This is a genomic window from Exiguobacterium sp. BG5(2022) (genome assembly GCF_031844365.1).
Classification (GTDB): Bacteria; Bacillota; Bacilli; order Exiguobacteriales; family Exiguobacteriaceae; genus Exiguobacterium; species Exiguobacterium profundum.
The window spans coordinates 1,160,588-1,182,921 of the sequence record NZ_JAUZVB010000001.1 but is presented as its reverse complement, the minus strand read 5'-3'; the positions used below and the strand labels follow the sequence as shown (position 1 = coordinate 1,182,921).

General features: G+C 47.1%; 20 protein-coding genes and 1 other annotated feature. Of the genes, 12 read left to right on the top strand and 8 right to left on the bottom strand.

The genetic code is table 11. The annotated features are described in order from the left end of the window. The first annotated feature begins 125 nt into the window (after positions 1–125). A complete protein-coding gene (gene ccpA / locus Q9R25_RS06115; protein ID WP_074036481.1) occupies positions 126–1,139 on the top strand; it encodes a catabolite control protein A in 1,014 nt (337 codons plus the stop codon). 49 nt (positions 1,140–1,188) lie between these two features. Here the strand turns inward: ccpA and Q9R25_RS06110 are convergent, their stop codons facing one another. Genes Q9R25_RS06110 through Q9R25_RS06100 form a run of 3 tightly spaced genes read right to left on the bottom strand, consistent with a single transcriptional unit; the run spans position 1,189 to position 3,628 of the window. Beyond that, positions 1,189–2,358, bottom strand: coding sequence for an acetoin utilization protein AcuC (locus tag Q9R25_RS06110; protein WP_074036482.1), 1,170 nt, complete (start codon positions 2,356–2,358; stop codon positions 1,189–1,191). Beyond that, positions 2,355–2,987 carry an acetoin utilization AcuB family protein gene (locus Q9R25_RS06105; protein ID WP_012726747.1) on the bottom strand — a complete coding sequence of 211 codons (633 nt, stop codon included), beginning with the start codon at positions 2,985–2,987 and terminating at the stop codon, positions 2,355–2,357. Before Q9R25_RS06105 ends, Q9R25_RS06110 begins: the two co-directional genes overlap by 4 nt. An 11-nt stretch (positions 2,988–2,998) precedes the next feature. After that, positions 2,999–3,628, bottom strand: coding sequence for a GNAT family N-acetyltransferase (locus Q9R25_RS06100; protein WP_078147204.1), 630 nt, complete (start codon positions 3,626–3,628; stop codon positions 2,999–3,001). A 155-nt stretch (positions 3,629–3,783) separates the two neighbouring features. Between Q9R25_RS06100 and acsA the strand changes: the two genes are divergently transcribed. Next, complete coding sequence (acsA, locus tag Q9R25_RS06095; RefSeq protein WP_074036486.1) at positions 3,784–5,490, top strand: acetate--CoA ligase; 1,707 nt, start codon at positions 3,784–3,786, stop codon at positions 5,488–5,490. Positions 5,491–5,530: 40 nt separating this feature from the next. On the opposite strand, the gene Q9R25_RS06090 is transcribed toward acsA, so the two are convergent. Then, positions 5,531–7,993, bottom strand: coding sequence for a transglycosylase domain-containing protein (locus Q9R25_RS06090; protein ID WP_159562544.1), 2,463 nt, complete (start codon positions 7,991–7,993; stop codon positions 5,531–5,533). Positions 7,994–8,162: 169 nt separating this feature from the next. Further along, positions 8,163–8,360, top strand: a binding site (T-box leader). A gap of 47 nt (positions 8,361–8,407) precedes the next feature. Between Q9R25_RS06090 and tyrS the strand changes: the two genes are divergently transcribed. Next, entirely contained in the window at positions 8,408–9,655 is a 1,248-nt protein-coding gene (tyrS, locus tag Q9R25_RS06085) for a tyrosine--tRNA ligase (RefSeq protein WP_159562543.1), read from the top strand. Between the two features lie 96 nt (positions 9,656–9,751). Next, complete coding sequence (locus Q9R25_RS06080; RefSeq protein ID WP_159562542.1) at positions 9,752–10,378, top strand: GTP pyrophosphokinase; 627 nt, start codon at positions 9,752–9,754, stop codon at positions 10,376–10,378. 35 nt (positions 10,379–10,413) lie between these two features. Here the strand turns inward: Q9R25_RS06080 and rpsD are convergent, their stop codons facing one another. Together rpsD and Q9R25_RS06070 are read right to left on the bottom strand one after the other, a co-directional pair. Continuing rightward, a complete protein-coding gene (gene rpsD / locus Q9R25_RS06075; RefSeq protein ID WP_031423120.1) occupies positions 10,414–11,013 on the bottom strand; it encodes a 30S ribosomal protein S4 in 600 nt (199 codons plus the stop codon). A gap of 223 nt (positions 11,014–11,236) precedes the next feature. Then, positions 11,237–11,719 (bottom strand): GAF domain-containing protein, encoded by a 483-nt coding sequence (locus Q9R25_RS06070; RefSeq protein ID WP_311282908.1) that lies wholly within the window; start codon positions 11,717–11,719, stop codon positions 11,237–11,239. A gap of 238 nt (positions 11,720–11,957) precedes the next feature. Between Q9R25_RS06070 and ezrA the strand changes: the two genes are divergently transcribed. Both ezrA and Q9R25_RS06060 read left to right on the top strand, forming a co-directional pair. Then, complete coding sequence (gene ezrA, locus Q9R25_RS06065) at positions 11,958–13,688, top strand: septation ring formation regulator EzrA (protein WP_311282907.1); 1,731 nt, start codon at positions 11,958–11,960, stop codon at positions 13,686–13,688. 74 nt (positions 13,689–13,762) lie between these two features. Further along, positions 13,763–15,334 (top strand): amidohydrolase, encoded by a 1,572-nt coding sequence (locus Q9R25_RS06060; RefSeq protein WP_215243810.1) that lies wholly within the window; start codon positions 13,763–13,765, stop codon positions 15,332–15,334. Between the two features lie 47 nt (positions 15,335–15,381). Here Q9R25_RS06060 and Q9R25_RS06055 read toward each other — a convergent pair whose 3' ends face one another. Next, positions 15,382–16,200, bottom strand: coding sequence for an NAD kinase (locus Q9R25_RS06055; protein ID WP_214691264.1), 819 nt, complete (start codon positions 16,198–16,200; stop codon positions 15,382–15,384). A gap of 149 nt (positions 16,201–16,349) precedes the next feature. Here Q9R25_RS06055 and tpx point away from each other — a divergent pair, with 149 nt between their 5' ends. The 4 genes from tpx to Q9R25_RS06035 all read left to right on the top strand — a co-directional run bounded on the left by tpx (position 16,350) and on the right by Q9R25_RS06035 (position 20,169). Beyond that, positions 16,350–16,838, top strand: a complete 489-nt coding sequence (gene tpx / locus Q9R25_RS06050) for a thiol peroxidase (protein ID WP_074036494.1) — start codon at positions 16,350–16,352, stop codon at positions 16,836–16,838. Between the two features lie 96 nt (positions 16,839–16,934). Further along, positions 16,935–17,828 (top strand): class I SAM-dependent methyltransferase, encoded by an 894-nt coding sequence (locus Q9R25_RS06045; protein ID WP_074036496.1) that lies wholly within the window; start codon positions 16,935–16,937, stop codon positions 17,826–17,828. Between the two features lie 119 nt (positions 17,829–17,947). After that, the gene (locus Q9R25_RS06040; protein WP_311282906.1) at positions 17,948–19,159 is read left to right on the top strand and encodes an acetate kinase; all 1,212 of its coding nucleotides are present in this window, start codon (positions 17,948–17,950) and stop codon (positions 19,157–19,159) included. A gap of 407 nt (positions 19,160–19,566) precedes the next feature. After that, positions 19,567–20,169: a 3D domain-containing protein gene (locus Q9R25_RS06035; protein WP_214690724.1), complete on the top strand. Its 603-nt coding sequence runs from the start codon at positions 19,567–19,569 to the stop codon at positions 20,167–20,169. 54 nt (positions 20,170–20,223) lie between these two features. Here the strand turns inward: Q9R25_RS06035 and Q9R25_RS06030 are convergent, their stop codons facing one another. Continuing rightward, positions 20,224–20,661: a universal stress protein gene (locus Q9R25_RS06030; RefSeq protein ID WP_012726732.1), complete on the bottom strand. Its 438-nt coding sequence runs from the start codon at positions 20,659–20,661 to the stop codon at positions 20,224–20,226. A 183-nt stretch (positions 20,662–20,844) separates the two neighbouring features. Here Q9R25_RS06030 and Q9R25_RS06025 point away from each other — a divergent pair, with 183 nt between their 5' ends. Together Q9R25_RS06025 and Q9R25_RS06020 are read left to right on the top strand one after the other, a co-directional pair. Further along, on the top strand, positions 20,845–21,570 hold the full coding sequence (locus Q9R25_RS06025; RefSeq protein WP_074036502.1) for an SDR family oxidoreductase: 726 nt from the start codon (positions 20,845–20,847) through the stop codon (positions 21,568–21,570). 10 nt (positions 21,571–21,580) lie between these two features. Then, entirely contained in the window at positions 21,581–22,303 is a 723-nt protein-coding gene (locus tag Q9R25_RS06020) for a metallophosphoesterase family protein (RefSeq protein WP_311282905.1), read from the top strand. The last annotated feature ends 31 nt before the right edge of the window (positions 22,304–22,334 follow it).

The window sequence follows — 22,334 nt, the reverse complement described above, 5'->3', positions numbered from 1 at the left end:
TTTCCAAATGGAAACGTTTTATATCGCATGAAGACAGGGTAAATGGATGACAGATACCTGTCTTCCTTTTTTAAGACGTTTTATGAAAACTTTTTGAAAATCAGGATTTGTAGGAGGAGTAGTTTATGAATAGTAACAACGTAACAATCTATGATGTGGCACGAGAAGCCGGGGTGTCGATGGCGACCGTCTCTCGTGTCGTCAACGGAAACCCGAACGTCAAACCGACAACACGCAAGAAAGTACAGGATGCGATTGACCGTCTTGGTTATCGTCCGAACGCCGTCGCACGTGGACTAGCAAGCAAGAAAACGACAACGGTCGGTGTCATCGTACCGGATATCTCGAACATCTTCTTTGCCGACTTGGCGCGAGGTATCGAAGACGTGGCGACGATGTATAAATACAACATCATCCTTGGTAACTCAGATTCGAGTCGTGACAAGGAAGTCCATTTACTCAATACGCTATTAGGTAAACAAGTGGACGGTATCATCTTCATGGGTGGACGTTTGCATGAAGATCTCGTGGAAGAGTTCAAAAAATCACCAGTTCCAATTGTTCTCGCAGCGACATTGAACCAAGGATATGATCTCCCGGCTGTCAATATCGATTATGAGCAAGCGGCGTATGACGCGACTCAGATGTTGATCAACCACGGACATGACCGTGTTGGATTCATCACTGGACCACTCGAGCAACAAATCAATGGCGAGAAGAAATTTGCCGGTTACCGCCGTGCTCTTGAAGATGCAGGTCTTCCTTTCCATGAGAACGATATGATTCTCGGAAATTATACGTATGCGTCTGGTCTCGAGGCGATGCAAAAAATGTTGCAACGTGACGATTGTCCGAAAGCCATCTTCGCAGGGACGGATGAAATGGCACTTGGGGTCATCCATGCGATTCAAGATGCAGGTTACTCTGTTCCAAACGATTTCGAAGTCGTCGGTCACGATAACACGCGCCTCGCGACGATGATTCGTCCGAAGTTGACGACGGTCGTTCAACCGATGTACGATATCGGAGCCGTCGCGATGCGTCTCTTGACTAAGATTTTGAACGCGGAAGAAATCGAAGAGAAAAACGTCGTGCTTCCTCACCGAATCGAACGCCGTGACTCGCTTCGTCAGGACTAAAAGAAAAGCTGCCCGTTCATCCATTTTTGAGATGAACGGGCAGCTTTATTTATAAATAAATCGATTTTCGATCATTCGAGATGAACGGCCAAAAGGCACGCTTCGTGACTTCCCAATTCTTTTCTTCAATTTGTTGACGCCGCGGGATATGATCAAACGCGTAAAGAGAGTCGTCCCACCGAGTGGGTAACGGTTGACCAGCGACATCGGACCATTGCTCAATCCACTCGGTCGGGATATCTCCGGCATAGGGTGTCTCTCTCGTCAGACCGGCCCACACTTGTGCCCAGGCGCGAGGAACGGCTCGATACCAGTCATAGCCGCCGCCACCAAGTGCGACGAGACGACCATCGGTATACTCGTCTGCCATACGTGAAGCGATTTGGGGAATCTGTTCGAACGTCCGTATCGTTGATGCGAGATGGGTGAGTGGATCAAAGACATGGGCATCCGCACCATTCTGAGTCAGGATGATATCAGGTTTGAACCATTCGCACGCTTCACGTAAAACGGTCTCATAGCACGTCAAAAATGAGTCGTCTTGGGTGAACGCATCGACTGGTACGTTCCAACTATAGCCGTATCCTTTCCCATTCCCTCGCTCTGTCACCATTCCGGTACCCGGGAAGAGATAGCGACCTGTCTCGTGTATGGATAAAGTCATCACATCATCATCGTCATAGAAGAGCCATTGGACCCCGTCCCCATGATGCGCATCCGTATCTACATAGAGAACGCGCGACCCGTATTGTTTTCTCACATGTGCGATGGCGACGGCCGCATCGTTATAGACGCAAAATCCTGATGCTTTGCGCCGCATTCCATGATGTAGACCGCCCCCAACATGGAAGGCTCGCTCTGCTTTGCCGCTCGCAACTAGATCGAGCGCATGAATCGTCCCACCGACAAGCCGTGCGGCTCCCTCGTGTATCGTCGGAAAGATGGGAGTGTCTTCCGTACCGAGACCAAACTTATTCGCTTTCAGCGTAGAAAGTTCTCCTGCCGCCGCAGCTTGGACGGCTTCGATGTAGTCAAAGTCATGAACGAGCGCTAACGCTTCAACCGAAGCGAGTGGAGGAGACACACATTCCGATTTGGAGAGTTTTCCGGCTGCAATCAGAAGGGATGTCGTCAATTCCAGTCGTAACGGATTGAACGGGTGATCCTCATGAAAGCGATAAGACGTCTCGTCTTCGCCAAATATGTAAATCGGTCTCATCGTGACATCTCCGGACCGAGGACATCATACCCTTCACGTTTCAACCGTTCGATGATCCGGAGCGGGTTCATCGTCTGGACGCGGAAAGAGATGATACGTTTATACGGATCGCTCGTCGGATGAACGAAGACGTTGATGATATTGACGTTTGTTTTGGCGAGGAGTCGGGTCACTTTTTCGAGCGTGCCGGTCGTATTTTCGACGAGAATTTCAATTTGCGAACTCGGTTCGAGTGCGCCTGTCAATTGCACGAAGTAACGTAATAAATCGGTCTCTGTCAATACACCGACGAGTTTCCCTTGTTCGACGATAGGGAGACAGGTTAGCCGGTTTTCGTAAAATAACGCAGCTGCATCTTCAAAGAAATCGAATGGATGCGCTGTCGGTACCTCGGATCGCATGATGCTCGATACAGGGTTTTGAAAGTCTGCGTTTTCACTTTCGGGATGAAAGACGCTCGTCGCACCACTCATCTCGAATTGGCCGACAATCCCGACGACTTGTCGAGCGGGATTTGTCACAATCAAATGTCGGACACGATGTTCACGCATTAATTTTGCGGCATGGGCAATCGTATTGGTCGGTTGAATCGTCACGACATGTCGATTCATCATCTGTTCGATTAACATGAAATCCCTCCTTAGTCGTACATAAATCGTCGGCGAAGACGAAGTGAATCAAAATGGTCGATTGATTCTTGTCGTACGTTTTTTCCGATACGAGCCATCAAACAGTTGGCAGGATGGGAGGCAATCTCAGGATCGTCTGTCGGGAAGAAAACAAGTCCACCGTGATTCATCATCTTCTCCATGACTTTTCGATAATCCCAAATCGAGAGTCCACTACCTTTCAAATCCCAGTGCCAATAATATTCGGTCGTCAAAATCAAAAAGTCATCCATATGTGGGTCCATCATCGATACTTCGAGTAATTGTTTCCCGATTCGTTGACCACGGAAGCGAGGACTCACCTCGATTGCCCCGAGTTCAAGGATGTATGGGTCGTTTCCTTCACTCCAACGCTCATACGGGTCAGGATAGAGGAAAGTCACGTATCCAATCACGAGATCGTCTTGCCTGGCGACGATGATTCTTCCTTCTTTCAACCCAGCAATATCGACGAGTGCTTCGTGCTGATCTTCCGGTTCACGAAAAGCTGTCAATCCTTCATCAAGACGATACGTCCGTAACACGTCAGGCGCCACCGGACCATCAATCGTGACGTCACCTTGTGAGGTCTGCCACACTTTTGAATGATATTGTTTTTCCATAGGGTCACCACCTTTTCCATCTCTTATTATAGCGCTTTCATCAAGCTGGAATCATCCTGTTTTGATGAAATTGGAAATTCATTGATTTGTCATAATTTTAACACTATACTGAAAGTGGTTATACCAATCTTTACAGGGGAGGCGAATCTTTAGCGATGGAAAAATTGAAAGCGTTAACAGGGGAACATCAATTAGCGTCGTATGAAGAGGCTTGTCAGTCGTTTGAATGGACACAAGCAGAAGCATTGTTTTCATGGAATTTGACGGGGAAAGTCAATTTGGCATATGAAGCCATCGATCGCCATGCGGAAAGTGAATTGGCGACAAAAGTGGCACTGCTTTATTTCGATGGGGATCGAGAAGAGCGGTACACGTATGCGGATATGAAGAAAGAAAGTAATCGTTCTGGTAATGTTCTGAAGTCGATTGGTGTGGAGAAAGGCGACCGCGTCTTTATCTTTATGCCACGTCAGCCAGAACTTTATTTTATTTTGCTCGGTGCCATCAAACGAGGGGCCATCGTCGGTCCATTGTTTGAGGCGTTCATGGAACAGGCGGTTCACGACCGTTTGCTCGACTCGGAAGCGAAAGTGATTGTGACGACGAAAGAACTGTTGCCGCGCATTCCGGTCGATCAGTTGCCTCATTTAGAGACAATTCTACTCGTTGGGGACGATGTCGAAGAGTCGGAAAAGGTGCTCGATTATCGTAAACTGGCGAACGATGCGACGACAGATCTCGAATTGACGTGGGTCGACCGTGAAGACGGTCTGATTTTACACTATACATCGGGCTCAACAGGAAAACCAAAAGGGGTTCTCCACGTCCATAATGCGATGATTCAACATATGATGACCGGCAAATGGGTACTCGATCTTCAACCGGATGATATTTACTGGTGCACGGCTGACCCTGGATGGGTGACGGGGACGAGCTACGGTATTTTTGCGCCTTTCTTAAATGGTGCGACAAACGTCATCGTTGGTGGACGCTTCAATCCTGAATTTTGGTATTCGGTCATTGAACGGTTTGGCGTGACAGTTTGGTATAGTGCCCCGACGGCGTTCCGCATGCTCATGGGCGCTGGCGACGAAGCGTTTGAGAAGTATGATTTGTCTTCACTTCGTCATATTTTATCCGTCGGTGAGCCGCTAAATCCAGAAGTCATTCGTTGGGGACACGAAGCATTTGATCTTCGAATCCATGATACGTGGTGGATGACAGAAACCGGTGCGATGATGATTTGTAACTATCCGACGATGGACATCAAACCGGGCTCAATGGGGAAACCGATCCCAGGTTGCGAAGCGGCTATTTTGGATGACCGGGGTCAACCACTTCCACCACACCGAATGGGGAACTTGGCACTCAAGACGCCTTGGCCGTCGATGATGCGGAAGATTTGGAAGAACGATGCGAAGTATGAGAGTTACTTCTGGGGAGATTGGTATGTGTCAGGTGATTCTGCTTATATGGACGAAGACGGCTATTTCTGGTTCCAAGGTCGGGTCGACGACGTCATCATGACAGCAGGAGAACGGGTCGGACCGTTTGAAGTGGAAAGTCGACTCGTGGAACATCCGGCTGTGGCTGAAGCGGGTGTCATCGGAAAACCGGACCCGGTCCGAGGTGAAATCATCAAAGCGTTCATTGCGCTACGTAAAGGTTATGAACCGTCTGATGAGTTAAAACAAGAAATCCAGCAGTTCGTCAAAGAAGGATTGGCTGCGCATGCAGCACCACGTGAGATCGAATTCAAGGACAAGTTGCCGAAAACGCGAAGCGGGAAGATCATGCGTCGCGTCTTGAAGGCTTGGGAATTGAATCTTGAAACAGGTGACCTCTCGACGATGGAAGATTAAGATAAACAAAGGGTCGACACATCGTGTGTCGACCCTTTGTTTATTCACCGTTAGCATCAGCATCGGCTTCTTCTTCAGCTTGTTGTTCGGCTTCTTGTTTAGCCTCTTCTTCAGCTTTCTTCTTCGCGTCTTCCTCAGCTTTTTTCTTTGCTTCGGCGTCTGCTTTTTGTTTAGCTTCTTCTTCAGCTTTTTTCTTAGCGGCAGCATCGGCAGCAGCCTCTTGTTTCTTCTCCTCAGCTTCTTTCTTTGCTTCTTCGGCCTCTTTCTTGGCCTCTTCTTCTTTCTTCTTCTCTTCCTCTTCTTTTTCTTTCTCTTCTACTTTCTTCTTCTCAGAGAATGAACCTGAGTCTTGGAAGTCTTTTGAAGTGACGGTTGAAGGTTGTGAGAAGCGTGCGCTGACGCCTAGAGCTTCTGGGTCATCCGCATAGACACGATTCATCGTTTGCGACCAGATGCGCTGTGTCCGTTGATAGTAACGTCCATAATCCCAACCATCTAGCATTGAGAGGCGTTGTGAATCATAACCTGACCAGACAGCGAGTGTAACGTTCGGGTTCGACCCGACCAAGTACGAATCACGTTGATCGTTCGTCGTACCGGTTTTACCCATCCAATCGCCAGGAACGCTGAGCAATGATTGTGCATATGTCGCAGTACCTGACGTGTAGACGTCGCGGAGCATATCCACCACGAGATAAGAGGTACGTTCTGTGAAAATACGCGTTTTCTTCGGCTTCGCTTCGTAAATGACTTCACCTTGATATTCGATTTCTTGGATGAAGTACGGCTCCACGTGTTCACCGTAATTTGCTAGCATCGCATAAGAGGCGGCCAAATCGATTGGCTTGACTTCCCCGGTACCGAGTGCCATCGCTGAAGCATAACGGTTTCCTTCAGATACCGGAATCCCCATGTCGACTAATTTCTGCGTATCAGCAGGTTTTTGGTTACGTTCTTCATAAATCTTAACAGCCGGAACGTTCAAGGAGAGCTTGAGCGCATCGCGTACTGTGACAGCACCGCGATACGTTTTCCCTTCGTTTTGAACTTGTTTCTTCGGTTGTCCCGGACCAGTAAACTTATAGAAATACTCCTCGTCAATGATTTGAGTGGCAGGTGTAATCATGCCAGCTTCAATCGCATTTGAATAGACAAGAATCGGTTTTGCAGTCGATCCGATTTGACGTTCTGCCCAGAAAGCACGGTTCAAATCGTCGGTCTTGCCATTGATGTAGCGACCTCCGACGAATCCGAGTACTTTCCCGGTCTTATTCTCAATCATGACAGAAGAGGTTTGTTCAGGAAGTGTGCGGTTCTCATCTTTAATCGTTTGATTCGGTCCGAAGTTGCCAGCGTTTTTAGCCGGTTGTTGCATCGCTTCGTGAATTTCTTTATCCAATGTCAAACGGATGTTGAACCCACCTTGACGCAACATGTTATGAGCACGCTTCGCATAAGTCGAACGGACAGAGTCCTGTTCCTCCGAGCTCAACTCATTGATTTCAATTCCATCTTGCTCCAATAGATAATCCGTTACGATTTGGCGTGCTTGAAGTTCTGCTTCGTCTACCACGTACGGATATTTGTCGCGAGGCTTCGTCTGAGTCTGCATGAAGTCTTGCGTGATGTCGTAGTTATAAGCGGCATCATATTCTTCTTTCGTGATCTTTCCTGCAACGTACATGCGGTTCAATACCGTTTTCATTCGGTTAACCGCACCCGATACGTCCTCTTTGATGACGCCACCTTGATAGTAAGGTGTGTAGAAGAATGGGTTTTTTGGGATACCGGCAAGGAAAGCGGCTTGTGGAAGTGTCAATTTCTCTGCCGAAGTATTGAACACACCGCGAGCGGCGGCCTCAATCCCTGAAATGTTACGTCCCATCGAGTTACGTCCGAATGAGACGACGTTCAGATAGGCGTTTAAAATTTCATCTTTGTCCATCGCCTTCTCTAGACGAAGGGCGAGTAATATTTCTTTTGCTTTCCGTTCGAAAGATACTTCGTTCGTCAACATTTGGTTTTTAATCAATTGTTGCGTCAACGTTGAACCACCCGTGCGATCTTCAGATCCTGTTGCTTCTTGTAAAATAGCGCGTAACGTCGCTTTTGGAACGACGCCATCGTGCTCATAGAATTCGACATCTTCCGTCGCAAGTAGTGCATCGACAACGTATGGAGAAACTTTTTCTACTGGAATCGGGATTCGTACCTCATCGGTCGTATAGTTCCCGATGCGCTCCCCGCTTCCGAAGTAGATATTGGAAGTCGATGTATACGTATTGATTTGCGCAGTCATCGTTTTATAAGCCGGGGTCGGCATATCTTTGACGAGTGACGCGAAATATCCGACACCAATTCCAGCACCTAAAAACCCGATGAGTACAACAGAAATGATGGTCAGGAGTAGGACGTTCCACGACACATCATACATAACATTGGCATAACGACGTACTTTCAATGACGTCGGATTATTCCATAAGTCTCGAATCTTCTGCAGCATGACAGCCTCCTTAAATATGGTGTAAAACTATTTTAGACAGTAATATATTCGATTATAGCACAATTCAACCTACACCTTACCTCGAAACCGAAGTCTCGTGCAAGTTTCATTGTAAGAGTTGACAAGTTGAAAACGATGCTTATAAAATGAATAGCATAGTCAACAAGATAATGACGCTGTGAAGAAAGCGAAGTAGTCGACGGGCCTCTTGTCCAGAAAGCTAGTGGTTGCTGTGAACTAGCCAATGTCAATCGATGAATTACACTTTTAGAGCGTGCCTTCGGGCCGGTTCGAGACCGTTATCTCTCGCTCAAGCGGTCGCAAATTGCGACAAGTAGGGTGGTACCGCGGAATCTCCGTCCCTTCTCATATGAGAAGGGACGTTTTTTTATGTCAATCGAAGGAGTGGAACAAATGGAACTATTAAACGATTTAGAGTTTCGAGGACTTGTCAACCAAATGACAGATGAAGAAGGATTAAAAGAACAACTCAAACAACCGACGACGTTATACACGGGATTTGATCCGACGGCGGACTCGCTTCACATCGGGCACTTGCTCCCGATCTTGACGCTGAAACGTTTCCAGCAGGCAGGCCATCAGGTCATCGCGCTCGTCGGTGGGGCGACAGGGATGATTGGTGACCCGTCTGGTCGTTCGGATGAACGTTCACTAAACACGTTGGATACGGTCAAGCTCTTCTCCGATCGCATCAAGGATCAGTTGAGCCGATTCCTTCCACTTGAAGGGGAGAACCCGATCACGATTCGCAACAACTACGAATGGACGGAAGAGATGTCAATCATCGACTTCCTGCGCGACATTGGGAAGCACTTCCCAATCAGTTACATGCTCGCGAAAGACTCTGTCGATTCACGTATGGAGAACGGGATCTCGTACACAGAGTTCTCTTACATGTTGCTCCAATCTTACGACTTCTTGAAACTATACGAGACAGAGAAATGTCGTCTTCAAGTCGGTGGAAGTGATCAATGGGGGAACATCACGGCAGGTCTTGAATTGATTCGTCGCTTTGGTCACTCTGAAAAAGCGTTCGGTCTCACCGTGCCACTCGTCACAAAGTCGGACGGACAAAAGTTCGGGAAGACAGCGGGCGGTGCGGTTTGGTTAGATGCGGATAAGACGTCGCCATATGAGTTCTACCAGTTCTGGATCAACGTCGACGATGCAGATGTCATCAAGTTCATCAAATACTTCACGTTCATGTCGCATGAAGAGATTGAGGCACTTGCAGCCGAAGTGACAGAAGCGCCTGAAAAGCGCGTGGCACAGCGCCGACTCGCAGAAGAGATGACAAAGCTTGTCCACGGTGAAGCAGGACTTGAACAAGCGGAGCGCATCACGAAAGCGTTCTTTAGCGGAGATTTGACGTCGCTTCAACCGGAAGATATGGAAGATGCGTTTAAAGGCATGCCGCAATTCGAACTTGACGGTGAACGCAACCTTGTCGACCTCCTCGTCGAAGCGAAGATCTCACCATCGAAACGTCAGGCACGTGAAGATGTGACGAACGGAGCGATTTACTTGAACGGCGAACGTGAACAAGCGCTCGATAAAATGATTACGCGCGAAGACACGCTCGGTGAATTCACCATCATTCGCCGTGGTAAGAAGAAATACTTTGTGATTCGTCACGTATAATCACGATGTCCGTTCCTCATTTGTTGAGGAATGGACTTTTTTTATACATGACGTGCGGTTCGGATTTGCTAAAATGGGAAGATAGGAGGGATGGCGATGGAGATAGAAGAATTTTTCGGTGAGCAGTTCCATCAATGGCGCGAACACTTTCGTTATTATGAAATGGCGATCACGGAACTTGAGAGCGATCTCGGGATCATCGACTTGGACTGGCAGACGAGACTCGGGTATTCACCGATTGAACATGTGAAGACGAGAATGAAGACATTGCCGTCCATCGTGCGCAAGATGAAACGGAAAGACTTGCCTTTGGAAGTTTCGGCGCTTTGGGAACATGTGCACGATGTGGCGGGCATTCGGATTGTTACGAGCTTCCGCGACGATATTTATGAAATCTTGCGTCATCTAGAGGCGCGAGATGATTTAGATATCATCGAAATCAAAGATTACATCAAACATCCAAAACCGAGCGGGTATCGGAGCTTACATCTCATCGTGAAAACGAAAGTCTACTTGGCAGAACGAATCATCTGGGTGCCTGCGGAGATTCAGATTCGGACACTCGCCATGGACTTTTGGGCGGCAACGGAACATAAGCTTCAGTACAAATATCAACATGCCGTGCCAGAATCATCGAAAGAAGAGCTGATTGAAGCGTCACTCATGGCGGATGCCCTCGATACGCAAATGGGACGCATTCGGCAAGAAATTTTGAAGAAATAAAAAAATCCCCTTCGTGAAGAAGGGGATAAAAAGCATTAACGTGAGTAGTACTCGACGATGAGTTGCTCTTTGATTTGGTCGTTGAGTTCAGCGCGTTCTGGGAGACGTACGAATGTACCTTCGAGTTTCTCAGCGTCAAACGATACGAAGTCTTTTGTAGCTGGTGCTACTTCAAGTGCTTCAGCGATTGCTTTTACGTTTTTCGACTTTTCACGAACAGCGATAACTTGACCTGGTTTTACGCGGTAAGACGCGATGTCAACGCGTGATCCATCAACAGTGATGTGACCGTGGTTGACGAGTTGGCGTGCTCCACGACGTGTGCGAGCGAGGCCGAAACGGTAAACGAGGTTGTCAAGGCGTGATTCGAGCAAGAACATGAAGTTCTCACCGTGGATGCCTGGCATTTTACCAGCATCGTTGAAGATGCGGCGGAATTGCTTCTCGTTCACTCCGTACATGTGACGAAGTGCTTGCTTCGCTTGAAGCTGAAGACCGTATTCTGAGATTTTCTTACGACCATTTCCGTGTTGACCTGGTGCGTAAGGACGTTTTGCTAATTCTTTACCCGTTTCGCTAAGCGAGATGCCTAAGCGACGCGAGAGTTTCCAAGCTGGACCTGTGTAACGAGCCATGATTGGACTCCTCCTTGTTGTTCATGTATTTTGCACAAAAGAACAACGGTGTCAAAGACGAGTAACGCCCCTTTCTAGGTGCAAGCACCTTCACTTGATAGCGAAGCTACGAGATGCCCCTCCGACAAAAGTCGAGGCCCGAAAGGTGGATACGTTTGTCTGTGACTGCTATCGTCATTTCATGCACAAAGATGAGTATACGATGAATACCATCTCTTGTCAATCAAATATAGCGAAGAAGTGTTTCGCAAAAACGTTCGAGTCCTTGACGGTCGATTTCTGAGAAACGGTCGAACTCCGGGCTGTCGATATCGAGCACGCCGATTGTTTTCCCGTCACGTACGAGAGGGACGACGATTTCAGAATTCGAAGCCGCATCACATGCGATATGACCAGGGAATTGATGAACATCGGCCACGAGCTGTGTTTCTTGTGTAGCTGCCGCAGTTCCACAAACCCCTTTACCGAACGCGATGTGAACGCAAGCCGGGAGTCCCTGAAATGGTCCTAAGATTAGACTGTCTTCAGAATCAGTCACGTAGAATCCGACCCAGTTGATCCGATCTAAAAATTGGTTGAGTAAAGCGCTGGCGTTGGCAAGGTTGGCCACTGTATTTGTTTCGCCCTCTAATAATGAGGCGAGTTGCTTGTTTAATAGTTCGTAACCGGCTGTCAAATCACCTGAGTACGATGTCGTTTGGAACATATAAATTCCCCTCCATCTTTCGTGTTTTTAGAATTTAGCATTATGGTACACGCAAATTTAAGATTTGTCTTGTTAGAAAGTTCCGAAAAAATGAACAATCTCCACTGAAACCATTGGAAAACCTATGCAAATCGTTGGTTCTATAATATGATTAGGTATATCTATTCTTATAAAATACTTCTTTTTTTAATATAAAGGTACATAAGTCCACGAAAGCGGCTTGGAGGTTGTGACAAAGATGGATTACGGAATTTATGGATTAATCATTGGAATCATCGTCGTCGTATTAGGCGGCATGTTGGGGAGTATGCTCATTCGAAGGAATTTTTACCAAAAAATTGACGACTTGGATATGAGGAAACAAAGTGTGCTCAGTGCGAGCATACCCGTCGAACTCCAGAAATTCAAACAGTGGCCGATGGAAGGGGAAACAAAAGAAAAGTTTGATCGTTGGCATCAATCTTGGGATGAGTTAGTCAGTGTACATGCAGGTCAAATCGATGAAGCGTTATACCGGGCTGAGGAAGACTTGGATAAATATCGTTTCATGAAAGTCAAAGCTGACTTGAATGCAACTGAACAACTCATTGAAGAGCTCGAGACGATGGTACACGCCATGCTCGATGAGATGGATGAATTTACGACGCATCATACCTCGCTTATGGACATTGTGAAGCAGGATGAGAAAGAGTTGTATCAGTTCCGCAAGACATTGAATTCACAAAACCATGCGTTCGGACCAACCTATGCATTGGTGGAACAAGAGATTGCCGCTGCCGAGGCGAAACGCAGTGAGATGATCAACTTAAAGCAGGTCGGTCAAGTTTCTGAAGCATTTGAAACCGGACAAGCCTTATCGAATCAAGTAGGACACATCCGTGAACTGATTCGGATCATTCCGCAATTTGTACGTACGGTTCAAGTGGAACTGAAACAACAACTTCAACAACTCCGGGCTGGACATAAAGAAATGCAAATGGACGGGTATGCGCTTGAACCACTTGGATTAATGGAAGAAATCGATCAAGCGGAAGATCGTCGAGAAGAGTTGGTGGCTCGAATCGAACGCTTGGAATTTGATCATTTTGAAGAGGACATGCAACAGTTGAGCTCGGATATCGATCAATTATTCGAAGCATTCCGAACAGAGGTCGATGCCCGCCAATACGTGAAAAAAGAATTTGCGACGATACAAGAGCGCGAATTGCAATCTGCCGAAATCATGAATCACTTACAGACGGAAATGTCTCGACTTGTAAGCAACTATGAAATCAATGCACGCGTCGGAGAAGAATTCGAACAATTAGAACGTGAACGAACGACTCTCACGGCGAATGTACTTGATATTGAACAAGCTCTCGTCGCGCAAATGTTACCGTTTAGTATGATCAAATCCAAAGTGCAGGAAGCGAAACGGTCACTTGACCAATTCAGTGCCATGCATGAGCGTTTCATTGAGGATACGAATTCATTACGTAAAGAAGAGCTTGAGGTCCGTCACAAGTTAGAAACGTGGAAAAAAGAATTGTCTGGGCATCGTCGCCTGTTAGCGAAAAGTGCGATGCCGGTTGTTCCGAATGATTTGTCAAACGACTTACGTCAGCTCCAAAAAGGTGTCCAGTCGTTAGACGAACAGTTTGACAAGGCACCGTTCAACATGACGTATATCGTCGGGCTTAGCCATGATGTCGAAGAGATGATGGATAACTTCCGTGACCGTGTCCATGCACTGATTCGTCAAGTGACGTATGCGGAACAGTTGCTCCAATATGCAAACCGCTTCCGTCGCCGTGACAACGAGGTCCATATCGCCTTGACGCTTGCGGAAAACAAGTTCTTGCATGGAGAGTATGGCACTGCGGTCGAAATCGGTGAGCGGGTGCTCGGTCGATTCGATGAGAACGGAGCCAATGAAATTCGTCAACGTGTGGATAAAGGGTTAGAACAGCAGGAATTGCTAAAAAAATAAACGATGCATGAAGATTGACGGAAACGGGAAAAACGTAGACGTCAATCTTTTTTCAATCAAGGAGGAATCGTCAGATGGGTACACTATGGGTCAACGGGAACATCTACACATTGAATAAACCAGGTGAGATGGAACGTGCCATGTTTATTGAGCATGGACGCGTCTTGAAGATGGGGGACGAGGGACATCTCCGACGTACATATGCGGGTCGCATCGAGGAGATTGTGAATTTGGAAGGAAAGAGTGTGTATCCGGCCTTTACCGATTCACATATTCACCTTGTCGGATACGGCGAAGCGCTCGACCGTGTCGATGCGAGTGAAGCGACGGATCTTCGAGAATTACTTGAAACGATGAAGCAACGAGGGTCGGACGACGATTGGATCGTCGCAGAAGGGTTTGATGATCGTCTGCTCGGTGACATGCCGACACGCGAGATGATTGATGAAGTGATTGACGACCGTCCTGTCGTGTTGAAGCGTGTCTGTCGTCACGTAGCCGTCGTGAACTCGAAAGGACTTGAACGACTTGGACTGATCCACCATACGGTGATCGAAGGTGGAAAACTTGGGCGAGGTGAAGAAGGCAAATTGAATGGCGTCCTATATGATGCTGCACTAGATCTCTTATATAAAGAATTGAGTGGGAATCGTAAGAAAAATGCCGCTTCTCTTCGCCGGGCAATCGATTCATTATTCGCACATGGAGTCGTTGGCGCCCATACGGAAGACTTGTTCTATCATGGAGATCCACTCGAGACGATTCAAGCGTACGAAGATGTACTGGATGAACTTCCGTTTCAAGCACACCTTCTCGTTCACGAACAGGTGGTGGATCGTGTCATCCAGCAAGATGCGATGACGCGTCGGAAACGGTTTGACTTCGGTGCGATGAAACTCTTTGTCGACGGTTCGTTCGGTGGACGCACCGCTCTGTTATCTGCACCGTATGCGGATGATCGGAGTCAACGAGGAATTGAAGTGCATCGACCAGATCATCTCGAGGCACTTGTGAAAAAAGCACGAACATACGGGATGAATGTGGCAGCGCATGTGATCGGTGATGCGGCGGTTGAGCAATTTGTCGGCCTGCTTGAAAAGTACCCTGCCAGAAAAGGGACGCGAGATCGAATTATCCATGCCTCTTTATTGAATGACTCATTGATCAACCGAATCAAATCATTGCCTGTTTTGATTGATGCACAGCCGGTATTTTTATCGGATGACATGGACATGCTGTTCGAGCGGTTGGGCAATGAGCGTGTGCATGATGTCTATCGATTCAAGTCTTTACTCGATACGGGAGCATTGGTGTTAGGAGGAAGTGACGCGCCGATTTCATCTGTTGACGTTCGAAAGGGATTGTTTGGAGCGGTGATGCGACAATCGTTTCACGGGTCGAGCACGCTAAATCCGAGTGAACGTCTTTCGATGTATGAAGCTCTTCGCAGCTTCACATATTCGCCTCATGTTGCTACAGGGACGCACGGAAGAAACGGGCTATTGGTTCAAAGCTACAATGCCAACTTCACAGTATGGGATGAAGATTTCTTTAAATTGAGTGGGGAAGACATCCTGCACAACCGTCTTGTCATGACTGTCGTCGAAGGGCAACCAGTGTACGAAGCAGAAAAAGCCACGCTGTAAAAAAGAGTTGCTTCATCCGAAAGGGATGAAGCAACTCTTTTTTTACATCAGAAGAATGAACGTTGCACTTTATGCCAGAACGAGTTGGTCCGAAGCTTGACAGTCTTGATGACCTGGTCCGAGAGTTCGATATCGATTCGGTCTGTGTACTTCAAGCTGAGCGCCTCGTTATCCATCCCAATAATCGGGTAGTCGTTGCCGTCTTCGACGATGCGGAGTGACAACTTACGCGAATCATGAACGATAAAGGATGAGCCGAGTGTGCGATAGCGATTGTTGTTGACCGAAGCGATCTCACTCACTTGCATACATGGGATGAGTGGGTCGACGACCGCACCGCTGAGAGATTTGTTATAGGCAGTCGATCCCGTCGGCGTCGATACAACCATTCCGTCCCCACGGAATGTTTCGAAATGTAGATCGTCGATATAGACCTCGATGGCGAGTGATTTGATAATACTTGATTTAATCGAAGCCTCATTTAAACAGAGGAGCGGTGTCGATTCGTTGATCGATGCTGAAAGAAGTGGATACTTCCGGACTTCGAGACCTTCTTCGATTCGCATCGAGTTGTCCGAGAAGAGGCGGTCGACTTCATCGAGTTTATGTATGTCGAAATCACAATAAAACTCGTTCAATCCACGACCGAAGCCAACGTAGATGGCGTCTTGACGAAAGCCTGTGTAGCGAACCGCCTGTAAAAATGCCCCGTCCCCGCCGACTGCAGCGATGATGTTCGCGTCCTCCGGTTGATTTACGATGTTGAACCCGTGTTTTTCCCCGATTTCTCTCAGTTTCTTCACTTCTTTTGTGAATTCGTTGACGTTACGATGGTACAAATAGACGTTGTTTCTCATCTGAGTCATCCCCTTTGTCAATGGTGTCCTCTTTATTATAACGTGTTTCTTCCTACCGATATAGGGAAAACTGAAACAGAGCCAAAAGCAGGAAGTTTGTCAAAGGCTCAAGTTCATCGATATGATGAACGAGTAACTACAACAAAGGGGATGAGTACATGCCAACATTTAAAGGGAACAACGTAACATTACAAGGAAATCCAGTGAAGGTAGGAGATCAAGCTCCTGATTTCCGCGTCTTGACGACTGCTTTAGAAGAAGTGACGTTAGCAACCTATCCGGGGAAAAAACTAATCAGTGTCATTCCTTCAATCGATACAGGCGTATGTGATGCACAAACGCGTGAGTTCAACGAAAAGGCCTCATCACTCGGTGGTACAGTCTTGACTGTATCGAACGATTTGCCGTTCGCACAGCGCCGTTGGTGTTCTGCATCTGGTTTAGATAACGTAGTCACCCTCTCGGACCACCGCGATCTTTCGTTCGCAAAAGCATATGGTGTTTTAATTGAAGAAATGCGTCTCCTTGCGCGTTCTGTATTCGTCGTCGATTCGAATGGCGTTGTCCAATATGTACAATATATGGATGAAATGACAGATGAAGTTGATTTCGCGGCGGCACTTGAGGCGTTCGAACAAGCGAATTGATTCGTTTGGCGAAATTGATTAAAATAGCTTACACTAGTACGTGAACCGACCGGTCCTCTCATGGGGGCCGGTTTTGTATGGAAAGGATGAACGAAAATGGAACGTTTTGAACAACTCTATCGTGATTGGAAGAAGGAAGCGAAGAAACTGGTCAACGACCTGGATGTATTACCGATCGAGGCACTCGTCCAAGTATTTGACCATGTTGACATTGAAAAAGAGAAGATGGACGATGTCCGTAAAGCAGTGAGTTTACTCGTCTTGGAAGAAACGACACAACTCCCCCCGAACAATCAACCGACACCGGATGCGGTCAGCCTATTTATGGGTTATCTAGCTTCGAAGCTACTTAAGGAAAACGCGACGATTCTAGATTTAGGTAGTGGGACAGGTACGTTGACGCACGCCGTTCTCTCTCAGTTAAAAGATGCGACAGCGCAAGCGGTCGAAGTGGATGAACTGTTGCTTCGTCTTTCCTATTCCATTAGTAACTTGTTAGGAGAACCAGTATCCTACTTCCATCAAGACGCCCTTGCTCCTCTGTTTGTTGAACCGAGCGACCTTTCCGTTGCTGACTTGCCAATCGGATATTATCCAAATGATGAAGTGGCAGCCGGATACGACATGAAACGAGAACAAGGACATGCCTATTCGCATTTCCTCTTGATGGAACAGGCGATTCGCCATACGAAACCAGGTGGGCATGGATTATTTGTCATCCCGAACAATTTGTTTGAACAGGATGACGAAGGGAAATTAAAACAATGGATGGACCGTGAGGCTGTTGTGAAAGGGGTCATTCAACTTCCGACGACGATGTTTAAAGACGAACGTTACGCGAAAAGCTTATTGCTCCTTCAAAAAGTAGGAGAAGGCGTCACACGGCCAAAACAAGCGCTATTTGTGGAACTTCCGTCATTCACTGATGTCAGAGCGGTAGCCAATGTTGTGAAACAGATTGATGATTGGTTCAAAACAACTCAAAAATAATGGACAAAATACTTGAAAAAGGTATGCAAAATCAAGTATCTTCATTATGATACAGTTATCAGTTTTAAATTGAACAGATAAAGATATGCGTTTAAAACGAAAGGTAAGAGGTGTATGACATGACGAAAATTATGGCAGTCAATGCGGGTAGTTCATCGCTCAAGTTCCAGTTACTCGAGATGCCAACGGAAGAGTTGCTCGCAGTCGGACTTGTAGAGCGTGTAGGGAAAGAAGATGCGATTTTTACAATCAAGTACGGTGAAGGACAGAAGTTCAACGTGGTCACACCACTTCACACGCACAAAGAAGCGGTTGAATTGACGTTGGAGAAGTTGATCGAATTGGATATCATCCAATCATTCGATGAGATTTCTGGTGTAGGTCACCGTGTGTTACACGGAAAAGAGTTGTATGCGGATTCGGTCGTCATTGACGATGAAGTCATGAAGAACATCGAATCGTTCACAGAGCTCGGACCACTTCACATCCCACCAAACTTGACAGGTATTCGTGCATTCCAGGCAATTTTGCCGAATGTCCCACAAGTAGCGGTATTCGATACAGCGTTCCACCAGTCAATGCCTGAAGAGAATTTCTTGTACAGTCTTCCTTATGAATACTATACAGAACATGGTGTACGTAAATACGGCTTCCACGGAACGAGCCACAAGTATGTCACACAGCGTGCGGCAGAACTTCTCGGTCGTCCGCTAGAAGACTTGCGTTTGATTTCATGTCACCTCGGTAGCGGTGCATCGATCGCTGCAGTAGCAGGTGGTCGCTCAATCGATACAACGATGGGCTTCACACCACTCGAAGGAATCACGATGGGAACGCGCTCAGGTTCTTTGGACCCGGCCCTCATCCCGTTCTTGATGCAAAAAACAGGGAAGTCTGCTGAAGATGTATTGAACGTCATGAACAAAGAGTCTGGCGTGTACGGTCTTTCTGGTATCTCAAGTGACTTGCGTGACATCGAGCAAGCGGCTGCAGAAGGCAACCATCGTGCAGAAGTTTCATTGAAAATCTTCTCGAACCGTATTCACGGTTACATCGGTCAATATGCGGCTGAAATGAATGGTGTCGACGCCATCATCTTCACAGCGGGCGTCGGTGAGAACTCGGACGTCATCCGTGAACGCATCCTTCGCGGTCTTGAATTCATGGGTGTCTACTGGGATCCTTCACTTAACAACGGTGCTCGCGGAAAAGAGTTGTTCATCAACTATCCGCACTCACCAGTTAAAGTCATCATCATCCCGACGAACGAAGAATTGGTCATCGCGCGCGACACGGTACGCATTGCAAACCTTCTCGAAGCACACGCATAATACGAAACGAACCCACGTTACTTCGTGTAACGTGGGTTTTTTCATGAGTCTTTTTTACTAATATCAAGAATCGTAAGTAGGACAAATGTTTTCTCCTTTGTAACATTAGGCGCTTCATTTACATCGTTTTGCAATGTTTATGTCATGAATAAACCATATATTGGATTTTAATTTATAAAAATATCTCGTATTCGATTTAAATGTCAATCTAACACGATAAACCTTTAATTTTGACATCGATTTGTAATGTTCGTGTCACTCAAATGAACAGGAAGTGTAACGGCACTGACTGATGTTTCGTCATATAGTTATCTGGACGAAATATTCAATTGGAGTGACAAGTCACTCGTTCGATAGATGATGATATGAAATGAAACCAAATTGACGAAGAGAGGACGAATAAACGTATGTTGAAAAAAATCATGACGCTCTTACTTCTCGCCATCGCCGTATTTGCATTTGCTCTACCCACTTCACCAGTAGAAGCAGCTACGAAAAAAGTATATGTTGCAACAAAGTCAGGTTCGAAGATGGTCTATGCAGATGGGAAATCAAATGCACGAGTGATTGGGAAGATGACGGCGAGTGATCGTCTTCAACGTACAGGTTCTCGAGGTGCTTGGATTCGCGTGAACTATAAAGGGAAGGCCGGATGGGTTCCTACAAAGAACTTACGTACTGTAAGTGCTCCTAAACCGCTCAAACCAGCAAGCGTGAAGACGTATACGATGAAAGCGTCCGCATATACACCGTACTGCAAGGGATGTTCAGGTAAGACAGCACTTGGATGGAACGTTCGTACCCAAAAGCGAAATGTAGTCGCGGTAGACCCGCGCGTCATTCCACTCGGAACGAAAGTGCAAGTATTCGTAGGGGGCAAGTCGATGGGTACCTACACGGCAGCTGACACTGGTGGCGCCATCAAAGGAAATAAAATTGACATCTTAATGTATTCGCAAAATGCAGCGATTCAATTTGGTCGTAAAACGGTTACAGTCAAGGTGTTATAATGCATAGGAAAAGGGTCTTGCGATTGCGCAAGACCCTTTTTGATGGATGGGTGATTATTGACGAACGATAAGGACGTCACATTTCGCATAACGGACGATGCTTTCAGAAACGCTTCCGATAAAGAACCGTTCAACGGCGTTTAAACCTGTCGCACCACAAATAATAAGATCAATATCATGGTTAGGTGCAATCTTTTTCGCAATCGTCACTTTCGGGGAACCGTATTCAATCACCGTTTCGACTTCTTTTACGCCACGCTCTTTCGCGCGATTGACATAGTCTTCAAGTAACTCTTTCGCATATGTCTCGGCACGCTCTGTGATTGTGCGGTCGTAAGCTTCTACAGTCGCAAACGTACGCGTATCAATCACATGACCAACGTACAGTTTTCCTTCGTTACGAATCGCGACATCGATTGCTGTTTCAAATGCACGTTCTGCCTCTTTAGAGCCGTCAACGGCAGATAAAATGTGTTTGTATACAATTGCCATGTAAATCCCAACCTTTCGCTCGAAATATACGTTCGGCTTACATATATAGTATACCACTTCTTTCAGTTTTCACGCTTTTTCGCCATGAAAATGCGTGAATTTTTTCATGACGATGTTCACGACATGTCCAAGTTTGGAATTCGTGTGAAAGAACGGGTAAAATAAGGCGGAGGAGGTAGGGCGATGAAACATGTAATGATTACATCTGGTGCCAAAGGGATCGGACGCGTAGTGACGGAGCGTCTGTTACAAGATGGGTGGCACGTCAGCATTTTGCAACGGAATCCGATTGACTGGGAACATGAACGGATACATATGATCGAGGCCGGATTGACGGACCGCGAACAACTGCTCTCAGCCTATGAGAAAGCGGTCGAACGTTTTGGTGAACCGAACGCCTTGATTTTAAATGCAGGTCCATATATCTTTGAGCGGAAACCGCTCGTCGAATTGACAGACGAAGAGTGGGACGAAGTACTCACGGGCAACCTGTCCGCCTCATTTTGGTTGATGCGTCGTGCGATTCCTTCCATGCGCTCAAATCGATTTGGACGCATCATCTCGTATGGGTTTCCGGAAAGTGGGACGGCCCCTGGCTGGATCCATCGTTCTGCGTTTGCCGCTGCAAAGACGGGACTCGTCAGTTTGACAAAATCGGTCGCGCTAGAAGAGGCCCCGTTCGGGATTACGGCGAACATGGTCAATCCGGGCAATATCGTCGGCTCTCAAAAGGAGATGCGCATTGATGAAGCGGAAGTGGATGAAGGAACTCCGGTCGGTCGACACGGGACAGGAGAAGATATCGCGCGTTTGATTTCGTTCTTATTACAAGAAGACTCGGACATGATCACAGGTGCCATCATCGATGTGACAGGCGGCGTCAACGTCGTCCATCAATACCGAAAGTGAGGGGAACGCGATGAAGATTGGAGTGGTCACGGACGTTCATGGAAATCTCGAGGCGTTGGAGGCTGCACTTCAAGTCATGGATGCGGAGCGGGTCGACGTCATCTGGTCGCTCGGTGACATGATTGCAATGGGACCGGACTCTAATGCGGTCATGGAGCGTTTGTTAGACCGGGGAACGCATATGATTTCTGGGAATCATGATGAAGCGGTTCTTTCCCTTTTGGCTGGACACGGTCATCCAGAAAGTTATGCTCATACGCGCCCACACCATGAGTGGGTTGCACGTCATCTAGAGACTCGATATGCAGATGTCATCGAATCCCTTCCACGAACAATGTCCGTCAAAATGGTTGGCGAAACGGTGTTCGGCATTCATTATCATATCCCGACCGAACGACGCCACGCCACGATTGTCGAAGAACCGTTTCACGAGATTCTCGAACCGACACTGGAAAATATGCAGCGACTGTATGGAGCATATACAGGAGAAATCGTGTTATTCGGACATCACCATCCTGTCCATCTGTTTGAAGATGACACCAAGCGCTACGTCAATCCTGGTGCGCTCGGAGTGGCGAAAGATGACCTGGCTCGCTTTGCCATATTATCTGAAAGAGAAACCGGGATTGCTCTTGAACTGAAGGCGGTCCCATATGACAAATGTGCCTTTTTAGAGAAGATGGAACGTTATGACGTACCGCAACGGGATGTCATGCTGCGCTTGTTTTATTAAGATATGTAAAAAGTGCGATCCTTGAGAATGG

What these genes read in the sequence shown, in the direction of transcription:
- ccpA (WP_074036481.1), top strand. Translation starts at nt 126, where the DNA reads ATGAATAGTAACAACGTAACAATCTATGATGTGGCACGAGAAGCCGGG.
- Q9R25_RS06110 (WP_074036482.1), bottom strand. Translation starts at nt 2,358, where the DNA reads ATGAGACCGATTTACATATTTGGCGAAGACGAGACGTCTTATCGCTTT.
- Q9R25_RS06105 (WP_012726747.1), bottom strand. Translation starts at nt 2,987, where the DNA reads ATGTTAATCGAACAGATGATGAATCGACATGTCGTGACGATTCAACCG.
- Q9R25_RS06100 (WP_078147204.1), bottom strand. Translation starts at nt 3,628, where the DNA reads ATGGAAAAACAATATCATTCAAAAGTGTGGCAGACCTCACAAGGTGAC.
- acsA (WP_074036486.1), top strand. Translation starts at nt 3,784, where the DNA reads ATGGAAAAATTGAAAGCGTTAACAGGGGAACATCAATTAGCGTCGTAT.
- Q9R25_RS06090 (WP_159562544.1), bottom strand. Translation starts at nt 7,993, where the DNA reads ATGCTGCAGAAGATTCGAGACTTATGGAATAATCCGACGTCATTGAAA.
- tyrS (WP_159562543.1), top strand. Translation starts at nt 8,408, where the DNA reads ATGGAACTATTAAACGATTTAGAGTTTCGAGGACTTGTCAACCAAATG.
- Q9R25_RS06080 (WP_159562542.1), top strand. Translation starts at nt 9,752, where the DNA reads ATGGAGATAGAAGAATTTTTCGGTGAGCAGTTCCATCAATGGCGCGAA.
- rpsD (WP_031423120.1), bottom strand. Translation starts at nt 11,013, where the DNA reads ATGGCTCGTTACACAGGTCCAGCTTGGAAACTCTCGCGTCGCTTAGGC.
- Q9R25_RS06070 (WP_311282908.1), bottom strand. Translation starts at nt 11,719, where the DNA reads ATGTTCCAAACGACATCGTACTCAGGTGATTTGACAGCCGGTTACGAA.
- ezrA (WP_311282907.1), top strand. Translation starts at nt 11,958, where the DNA reads ATGGATTACGGAATTTATGGATTAATCATTGGAATCATCGTCGTCGTA.
- Q9R25_RS06060 (WP_215243810.1), top strand. Translation starts at nt 13,763, where the DNA reads ATGGGTACACTATGGGTCAACGGGAACATCTACACATTGAATAAACCA.
- Q9R25_RS06055 (WP_214691264.1), bottom strand. Translation starts at nt 16,200, where the DNA reads ATGACTCAGATGAGAAACAACGTCTATTTGTACCATCGTAACGTCAAC.
- tpx (WP_074036494.1), top strand. Translation starts at nt 16,350, where the DNA reads ATGCCAACATTTAAAGGGAACAACGTAACATTACAAGGAAATCCAGTG.
- Q9R25_RS06045 (WP_074036496.1), top strand. Translation starts at nt 16,935, where the DNA reads ATGGAACGTTTTGAACAACTCTATCGTGATTGGAAGAAGGAAGCGAAG.
- Q9R25_RS06040 (WP_311282906.1), top strand. Translation starts at nt 17,948, where the DNA reads ATGACGAAAATTATGGCAGTCAATGCGGGTAGTTCATCGCTCAAGTTC.
- Q9R25_RS06035 (WP_214690724.1), top strand. Translation starts at nt 19,567, where the DNA reads ATGTTGAAAAAAATCATGACGCTCTTACTTCTCGCCATCGCCGTATTT.
- Q9R25_RS06030 (WP_012726732.1), bottom strand. Translation starts at nt 20,661, where the DNA reads ATGGCAATTGTATACAAACACATTTTATCTGCCGTTGACGGCTCTAAA.
- Q9R25_RS06025 (WP_074036502.1), top strand. Translation starts at nt 20,845, where the DNA reads ATGAAACATGTAATGATTACATCTGGTGCCAAAGGGATCGGACGCGTA.
- Q9R25_RS06020 (WP_311282905.1), top strand. Translation starts at nt 21,581, where the DNA reads ATGAAGATTGGAGTGGTCACGGACGTTCATGGAAATCTCGAGGCGTTG.